Genomic DNA, 8,869 nt, shown 5'->3' on the forward strand with positions numbered 1-8,869 from the left:
AGTTATGCGTTTCTTTGCCAGTTCATTCGTTAACCTTTATGAACCGCCGCCGTATGCGCCCCGCATGTACGGGGGTGAGAGATCAGGGGGTTCGTCATCCCCTCCTACTCAATTCCGTGCTACCGTATAATTTCACGAAGTAGGCCCCTCGTTCAAGCAATTCCCGATACGTGCCTTGTTCGACAACGTTTCCCTCATTCATGACCATGATCAGATCCGCTTTCTCCACGGTGCTGAGCTGATGAGCGATCAGAATGGTCGTGCGGCCTTCCATCAATTGGTTGAGGGCCTGCTGCACCCAATATTCCGATTCGGAATCCAAGGCGGACGTTGCCTCATCCAGCAGCAAAATCGGGGCGTTCTTGAGCAATGCGCGGGCAATGGCAATCCGCTGTCTCTGACCGCCTGACAAAGACTTCCCGCGCTCCCCCACTTGCGCCCGATACTGCTCGGGCAGCTCCTCAATAAAATGATGCGCATGCGCCGCTTTGGCCGCCTCTATGATCTCCTCTTCCGTGGCTTGCGGATTTCCGTAACGAATGTTCTCTTCGATCGTTCCGCTGAACAGGAAGGCATCCTGCGGCACATAGGCGATGCGTGCGCGAAGCTCGTCCAAGGTATAATGTCCTAGCGGCTTGCCTTGAATCAGAAGTTCCCCGCCGTCAATGGGGTAGAAGCCCAGCAGCAGCTTGATCAGTGTGCTTTTGCCGCTGCCGCTGCTGCCTACGATCGCGGCGATTTGTCCTGGAGCTACTCGCAAAGATACATCGCTCAGAACTTTTTTGCCTGGCAGATAGGAAAAATCTACGCTCTGAAACTCCACCATGGCAGGCGAAGATGCAGACAAGGTCTTAAACGAAGTCTCATCCTCTTGCCGAGATCCGATTTGCTCCGGCTCCTCTTGCTCGTCCAATAATTGCTGCAGACGCTGCGCACCCGCCAACGAGTTCTGCGCCATGGACAGCGTCGTGCCGAAATTCATAATGGCGTGGGTCAGATTGATTTGAAGCACGGCCAGCGCCGCTACGGTTCCCATTCCAATAAGGCCATAGGTATAGAGCAGACTGCCTATGGCAATGATTCCGCAGAATGTCACATAACTGACAAAATAATTTACGGCGGCCAGCATACCATTCTTTCTGGCGGTTTGTGTGGCTACTCTCGTTACTTGTTCATTCAAGCTTGCATACTGCGCATAGATCGGCTGGATATGAAATAATTTCACAAGCTGTATCCCTCCGATAAAGTCGGAGAATTTCCCCGTCATCCTGGCCAGAAGCTGGAGCGATTGCTCGGAGAGTGTGCGGATCTGCTGTACAAACCGGGCGCTGATCGCAAAGGAAACCAGCAAAATGGCAAGCGAAGCGCACGCAAACGGCCAATGAACGACAAACATCGTCACAAGCGAGCCCACACCGAATACGAATTGCAGCAGCAGCACGAAATAAACGCCTGTGTATGTCACTTCCAAAGTGGTCACGTCGTTGTTCATCCGAGAGAGGATATCCCCGTTGTGTGTCTGTTCCAGATACCTCGACCGAAGCTTGCAAAGCTTGACAAACAGACGCTCCCTTATATCCGCCATCGTCAACTCCACGCTGCTGCGAAACATATAGGAAAAAAACGGAGCGACGAAATTCACGAGAAACAGGGAGCCGGCCAAGATAAAAATGGCACGATACATCAGCGAAGTATCCTGCGTCACCGCAAAATCCACCAGACCCTGGACGACTAGGCTGAATGATACCAAAAACAAACTTTGAATGGTCGTGCTTATACTAAGGCCAGTGAAATAACGAATTTTGCTTCTTTTGCTCATAAAGTTTAGGATATGGCCAAGTTCCTTTGCATGGGAGACTATGTCAGCCACTTTCATAAGAAGACCACCTCTCTACTCTTCACAAGAGCGGTGGTAAACTCCTGATGATACGAACGGGCGTACAAGCCGTTCAACGCTAGCAGCTCGCCATGATTGCCAGCCTCTGCAATCCCGCCCCGCTCCATGACCAAGATTTCATCCGCCTTCTCGATGGTTGACAGTCGGTGCGCAATCACAATGGTTGTTCGGTCCTTCATGAGTACTTTCAGTGCTTCCTGAACGTACAATTCAGATGCCGTATCCAGCGCGGATGTAGGCTCGTCCAAGAGCAGGATAGGCGCGTCCTTAAGGAACGCGCGCGCAATGGTAATCCGCTGGCGCTGTCCGCCAGACAGAAGCCCCCCCCTCTCTCCTACCTCGGCTTGGTACCCGCCGGGAAGCTCCATGATAAACGAATGCGCATTAGCCAGCTTCGCCGCCTCGATCACCTCGTCCATCGTCGCATGCTCCCGTCCGTAAGCAATATTGTCGGCAATCGTGCCGCTGAACAAATAGGCATCCTGGGTAACAACCGAAAAACAAGAACGAAGCTCATTTGGGTTGCTGTCTTGAATTGGTTGGTCGAAAATTCGAATCGTTCCTTGGTCAGCAGGCAAGGGATAAAATCCGCATAGCAGCTTAAACACCGTGCTCTTTCCCCCGCCACTCTCTCCGACCAGCGCAACGGTTTTCCCTGCCGCTACCGTAAAGCTGAGATTTCGCAGCACAGGGGCGTTGTTATCGTAAGCGAACGTAACGTTATCGAATACGACAGGCGGATCATCCGTTCTTGCAATCGAATGCCCCTCCAGATTTTCGGCAGGCTGCTTCAGCATTTCGGCCACCCTCTTCAAAGCCCCAGTCATTTGAAAGGTGTTCGTAATCAGAGTCGGGATGTGATCCAGCGGCTCCAGGCATAAATTAAGCAGATACAAAAAGGCGATCAATTCTCCGGCGCCAAACTTTCCTATGGATATCAAGTAGCTGCCGTAGATCACGGCAAAGATAATCGGACTTAGCATCAACGAGAACAAGAGCGGATCAACCCAAGCCTCCCGTTTTCGCAAGGCCAGTTTCTTGAGCAGCGTCAATTGAAGCAAAGACTGATACGAACGAAGCAGCATTCCTGAGAGCAGGTAACTTTTCACAATTGGCATTCCGCCCAGCGTATCCTGCGCAATAGCGTTCATTTGCCCCGTATGCTCTTGCACCTCTTCCGTCAGTCGCTGCATTTGTTTGCCGACCCAATGCGATACAAGCAAGGATATAGGAAGAAGCAGAAGACTGAACAATACGAGCTGCCACTGAATCCAAATCAAATAGATGAAGCAGCCGATAAACAACATCGGATGGTAAAACCATTGCGCCAAATCTCGACTCATGAATTGATGGATGACCTGCAGGTCATTGCTGGATCGCGACAACACATCTCCGGAGTGCTGCTTTTCGATATAATGAACAGGCAGCTTTCCGATATGATTCATCAGATGATTGCGAATATCTCTTATGGTCAAGGCGCTGCTTCGCTCCACGCCGAACGCCATAAAATACTTCGCAGGAACGCCGATTAGGATGACGGCAAAAACTGTGAAAACGATGGACAAGACAAGCCGCCCTGCCCCATTCTCCGCACGAGTCGTTAAATCTTGAATGAAACTGCCTATCCATATCTCGATCAGCGCTGCCGCCATGGCCGAGACAATTCCGACGATCATCCAGCCTATGTGAGTTTTCATATATGTCCATATCCATAGAAATGATTTCCACAGGGTCAATCCGTCTTTTCGCTCTTGCACCACATGTTGTCCCCTTTCAAGGTATGCGCAGGGTTATTCGACTTCAAAACGGCACCTTATGAGATTCCATCTTCCGCTCAATAATGTGTTGGACGATGCCACCAATCACGTTCGCGTTTTCTTCCACGTATTCAGGAGCAAACACCTGCTCGTGAACCCCGGCGAGCTGATATTCCTCGTAGTTTTGCCGGGTCGCTTCCTGCCATGACGGCCTATGTTCAAGCGCTCCACGCTCTCTGGAACCCTCCGCGATTAGCCCGTGAATATTCGCCTGAACCGTGCCCGAGTGAATCAGCTTCGCTCCATACGTCAGATACGCCCGCACTTTGCGCTCCACGCGTTCGCGAATGAATGGGTTGTCGAGCAATTCTTTCTCCTCGCCTTCGGCAGGCTCCAGAATTTCCTTGATGTCACTCTCCACTTCGTCCATCGGAGTTTCGAATTTTTTATACGGGGAGTCCAACATGATCAGGTCGGAGACGCGGCCGCCTCTCCTCTCTATCGCTTGGGCCACCTCATACATCAGATTGCCGCCCAACGAATACCCCAGCAGCACATACGGCGAGCCTTCCTGCACGCGGAGTATCTCCTCTACATAACGGTCTGGGATGTCCTTGAAGCCATCCGTATCGTCTATAAAATCTATGGCGTAAAGCACGCAGCGGTCATCCAGCTTCTTCGCAAGTTCCATATAGCTTATGCCATATCCGCCCCCCGGAGGAAAGCAAAAGACGTTGATCGGTCCGTTCTCGTTGAGTTTCATAAAGCGGTTGCCGCTGTGTCCCTCAAGCCCGGATTGCCAGATCTCATAAGCCATCGCTTCGACGGACGGATTCTGGAACATGTTGTGGAGTGAGATTTCGACTCCCATTGCGGCATACACTTTTTGAATCAATTGCATAAGGCTTAAGGAGTGGCCGCCCAGATCGAAGAAATTGTCCTTCACTCCGATCCTTTCCGTTCCAAGCACCTCTTGCCAAATCCGCACGAGCTGCTCTTCCAGCGATGTACGGGGCGCGGTGTATTCCGCACCGGTATTCACGCTTCCTTCCGGCGCGGGCAGCGCCTTACGGTCCGTCTTCCCGTTCGACGTCAGCGGCATCTTCTCCAACTGCACGAAGTACGACGGAATCATGTACCCCGGCATCTCCTGCGACAGCCTTCCTCTTAGCTCGCTCACCGTCAGCGGTTTGTCCGCTACCACGTACGCGCACAGCTGCTTCTCCCCGCTTTCATCCTCTCGCGCCATCACGATCGCTTCCTGCACCGACTCCACCTTCAACAGCTGCGCTTCCACTTCCCCAAGCTCGATCCGGTACCCGCGTATCTTCACTTGATGGTCGATCCGTCCCATGTATTCGATGTTGCCATCTGGCAGCCATCTCGCCAAATCCCCCGATCGGTACATCCGCTCTCCTGGCGTAAACGGATCGTCCACGAATTTCTCCGCCGTCAGCTCTGGGCGGTTCAAGTACCCGCGCGCCAGACCTTCTCCGGCCACATACATCTCCCCAGCCACTCCCGCCGGCACGCATCGGCGGTTGCCATCCAGCACATACACCTTCAGCGTCGGGATTGGTCTTCCGATATTGCTTCTCCCCTCGGCGATTTCCACCTCGGTGATTTCCTTGTAGGTCACGTGTACCGTCGTTTCTGTGATCCCGTACATATTGATCAACTGCGTAGCCGGGTAACGCTTCCTCCAGTCCTTCAGCTGCTGCGGCGCCAGCGCCTCTCCTCCGAAGATGACCTTTCGAAGGCTCAGCGTCTGCCCGCTCTCCGCCAGCGCTTCGCGAAGCAGCTGGTAGAAATACGTCGGCGTCTGGTTCAGGATCGTGACCCCACGCTCCTTCAGCAGCTGCAAGAACTGTGCCGGCTGTTTCGCCGTCATCGGCGGCACAATCACCAGCTTGCCCCCATACAGCAGCGCCCCGTACATTTCCCACACCGAGAAGTCGAAGCAGAACGAGTGGAACAAGGTCCACGTATCGGAAGAGCCGAAGTCGAACAGGTTCTTGCTGTTGAACAGCAGTCGGACGACGTTCTTGTGCGCGATCAAGGTGCCTTTCGGCTTGCCCGTCGTTCCCGAGGTATAGATCACATAGGCCAGATCGTTCGGCTGGTTAACCGAGACGAGGCTCGCGCTGTCCGCTGCGTAGGTCTGCTCGTCATCCAGGAACAGGCAAACGCCCGCAAAGGTCGCTTTGTCCCGCAAATGCGCTTGCAGCAGCAGTACACCGGCTCCCGAATCGTCCAGCATGTAGCGGATGCGCTCCTCCGGATACTCCGGATCGATCGGCACATACGCCCCACCCGCCTTCAGGATCGCGAGAATCCCGATCACCATGGAAGGAGAACGTTCGGCCATAATGCCCACCAGCTGATCCGCCCCTACGCCTTGGCTGCGCAGAGTACGCGCCAGACGGTTCGACCGCTCATTCAGCTCGCGGTACGTCAGACGCTCGTCCTCGTACTCGACCGCGACCGCATCCGGATGAAGCTCCGCCTGCTCCTCAAACAACTCGTGAATCGTCTTCTCTCTCGGGTAATCCGCATCCGTATCGTTGAATACGGTAAGAATCTCATGCACCTCGGCCTCAGACAAGATGTCCGCTCTATCGACGGCCAGATCCGGTTGAAACAAAATGCCAGAAAGAAGCCGAATGTAATGATCGGTCACCTTGACCATAAAATCTTGGTCGTATCGGGTGGAGTCGAAGCTTAGATTCAATACCATGGAGCCCTGCATCGATTCAAACTGAAACAAGGTGTCGGTCCAAGTTTTGTTCTTCCCGGCATCCGTATGTATGTTTGCAAACGAGACCACTGTAGGGACAACGGGCTCGCCAAGCGAATTGTACTCTACGTTCATAGGCCGAACCATTTTTCGAAACGGAATATGCTGATGCTCTATGGCTCCGCTGACGGACGACTTGATTTGGCCCAGCAGCGTTCTAATCGTGCTCTCACCATTCACCCTAGTTTTAATCAAGAGAACATCTTGGGTCGGCAGATTTCCATCATCAGGCTCGCTGTAAGCGGGCATGCCCACAATCGTATGTTCTTGGTGAGTATAGGTGTAGAGCAACCCGTTGACTCCAGCCATTACGATCAGATAGACGGCCATGTCCGATCCATTCGCCAGCGAGAGAATTTTCGCCGATAGCTCCTGCGGTAGTGTGCGGCAGATTACACCTATGTTGGACGCAGCATTCACGCTCGTTCCCTTATTGGCGGGGCTGCTGTACGGCAAGAAGCTCATACTATCTTCGGCGTCAAATATTTCGTTCCAATAGGCCTCTTCCCTCTCAAACACCGACTTCATTATTATCCCTCCCCATACTGATGTCAGACAAAACCCGGAGTGTGTGCCCCCGGAACAAGACGGACACACACTCTTTCGGGTATATTTCGGGTATAGACGGTGTATTTCTTCGGTTCTGTCTAGAATGCAAATTCAATGTCCTCCAACGAGCCTTTGCGGCTTGCCGAAGGCGCATGACATTGGATTTGGTTTAATGGGATGTTCGGGTCTTCGCAAATCTGCGACAACACAAACAGGAAATCCTTCAACATTTTATGGATCATCGCCGGTTTGAACAGCTTAGCGCAGTACTGGAAGCCGCCCGTGATGACTCCGTTATCTTCCGCTACAAACAATGAAAGATCGAATTTCGCATCATTCGTATGGTCAAGAACGTACGGGGTCAAGTGCAGCGCTTCAAACCTGGCCTCACGATCCTCGGTATTCTGCATGACAAACATCGTGTCGAACACCGGATTGCGGCTTGCGTCCCGTTTCACATCCAACCGTTCTACAAGCTCTTCGAAAGGATAGTCTTGATGCTCGAATGCACCCAGTGTCGTTTCTTTGACTTCTTCCAGGAAGGAAGCAAACGTCTTGTCTCCCGCCGGATAATTGCGGATGGCAAGCGTGTTGACAAACATCCCGAGCAGCGGCTCCAAATCCGGATGTGTTCTTCCTGCGACAGGCGTCCCCACAATGATGTCTTTCTGGCCGCTGTATTTGGAGAGCAGCACGTTATAGGCGGATAGGAGAACCATATACAGCGTGCTCCCGCGGGTTGACGCCAATTGGTTTAATTGCCGTGCAAGCTCGGAATCGACTTCGAATTCGACATGTGCTCCTTCAAAGCTTCGAACAGAAGGCCGTTCGTAATCCGTTGGCAAATCTGCCACAGGCAGTTCCCCTTCGAACGCCTGCAGCCAATACCCCTCCTGCTTATTCATGCGTTCGCGCTGCGCCTCGTGCTGCTGCCATACGGCAAAATCCTTGTACTGAATCCGCAAAGGCGGGAGCTCCTCGCCTGCATAGAGTCGGGACCATTCATCCACCAAAATCCCCATAGAGACACCGTCGGAAATTAAGTGATGCATGTCCACCATCAGCAGATGGCGCTCCGGCTCCAGCTCGACGAGTTCTACGCGAAGCAGAGGCGGATGCTTCAAATCAAAGGTGCGGACGAAACCGCGGACAATGTCTTCGACCTCTTCTTCGTCAGCCTGCCCGTACTCCACCTCAAATTCCACTTGCGCGTGCACCCGCTGTACCGGTTCGCCGTGCACCATCTCAAAGCCGGTGCGCAAAATCTCATGCCGTGCGATCAGCTTCCTAAACGACTCTTCAAACCGCTCACGATTCAGCGGACCTTCAAGCGTCATGAATTCCGGCATGTTGTAGCTTTGTTCCGCGCCTTCCAGTTGATGCAGAATGTAAAGCCGCTTTTGCGCAGAGGATAGCGGGTAGTACGCCCTTTCCTCAACGGCCGGTATGGATGCATAGGTCGTTTGCGCCATGTCGGCGATCGCTTTCGCCATCTCCTCAATGGTCGGGAGCCGGAATACGTCCCGCAGCGGCAGATTGACTTTCATCTCTTTATAGAGCTTGCTTACCAACACAGTCGCACGAAGGGAGTGGCCGCCCAGATCGAAGAAATTGTCCTTCACTCCGATCCTTTCCGTTCCAAGCACCTCTTGCCAAATCCGCACGAGCTGCTCTTCCAGCGGTGTACGGGGCGCGGTGTATTCCGCACCGGTATTCACGCTTCCTTCCGGCGCGGGCAGCGCCTTGCGGTCCGTCTTCCCGTTCGCCGTCAGCGGCATCTTCTCCAGCTGCACGAAGTATGACGGAATCATGTACCCCGGCATCTCCTGCGACAGCCTTCCTCTTAGCTCGCTCACCGTCAGCGGTTTG

Annotated in this window: 4 protein-coding genes; all 4 read right to left on the minus strand. The window is 53.3% G+C overall.

The window, feature by feature from the left end:
- Positions 1–94: 94 nt before the first annotated feature.
- Positions 95–1,876 (minus strand): ABC transporter ATP-binding protein, encoded by a 1,782-nt coding sequence (locus WH37_RS27585; RefSeq protein ID WP_046233869.1) that lies wholly within the window; start codon positions 1,874–1,876, stop codon positions 95–97.
- Positions 1,873–3,594, minus strand: coding sequence for an ABC transporter ATP-binding protein (locus WH37_RS27590; protein ID WP_082111031.1), 1,722 nt, complete (start codon positions 3,592–3,594; stop codon positions 1,873–1,875). The genes WH37_RS27585 and WH37_RS27590 overlap by 4 nt, the downstream gene beginning before the upstream one ends.
- A 103-nt stretch (positions 3,595–3,697) precedes the next feature.
- The gene (locus WH37_RS27595; protein WP_046233871.1) at positions 3,698–6,979 is read right to left on the minus strand and encodes a non-ribosomal peptide synthetase; all 3,282 of its coding nucleotides are present in this window, start codon (positions 6,977–6,979) and stop codon (positions 3,698–3,700) included.
- A 119-nt stretch (positions 6,980–7,098) separates the two neighbouring features.
- Positions 7,099–8,869, minus strand: a 1,771-nt coding sequence (locus tag WH37_RS27600) for a condensation domain-containing protein (protein WP_046233883.1), incomplete at its 5' end; no start/stop codon positions are given.

The sequence above is a fragment of the Paenibacillus algorifonticola genome (assembly GCF_000971975.1).
Taxonomy (GTDB): Bacteria; Bacillota; Bacilli; order Paenibacillales; family Paenibacillaceae; genus Pristimantibacillus; species Pristimantibacillus algorifonticola.